At 56.1% G+C, this 488-nt stretch carries 1 protein-coding gene; it reads left to right on the top strand.

The features are described from left to right. The coding region (locus tag L8I05_RS29420; protein WP_242176720.1) for an immunoglobulin-like domain-containing protein at positions 1-488 on the top strand (488 nt) is incomplete at both ends.

The following is a 488-nucleotide window of genomic DNA, read 5'->3' as shown; positions in this document are numbered from 1 at the left end:
ACGCTTTCGAATGGCCAAACCATTACCATCAAAGCCGGTGAATCCGCAGGCTCGACGGTATTCCACACCCCGGCCAACGACGTCTACAACAACAGTTCCACCGTCAGCACTACGATCGCCAAAACTGTCGGCGGTAACTTCGAGAACTTGGTTACCGACCCGAAAGCGGCGGTCACCACGATCACCGACTCGATTGATAACACCACCGTTTCCCTGACTGCCGACAAAGCATCGGTCGTTGAAGGTGGCGACATCACCTACACCGCAACCTTGACTAACAAGGCGCAAACCGACGTCACCGTAACGCTGAGCAACGGCCAGACGATCACCATCAAAGCCGGCGACTCCGCAGGCTCCACGGTTTTCCACACTCCAGCGAACGACGTCTACAACAACGGCTCCACCGTCAGCACCACCATCGCCAAAACTGCAGGTGGTAACTTCGAAAACCTGGTTACCGATCCAAAAGCGGCGGTCACCACGATCAC

It is taken from the genome of Pseudomonas sp. MONT-RG-20F-20-E-7-02, from assembly GCF_022662395.1.
Lineage (GTDB): Bacteria > Pseudomonadota > Gammaproteobacteria > Pseudomonadales > Pseudomonadaceae > Aquipseudomonas.
The sequence above is the reverse complement of the archived record's forward strand: the minus strand, read 5'-3'. Positions and strand labels throughout refer to the sequence as shown.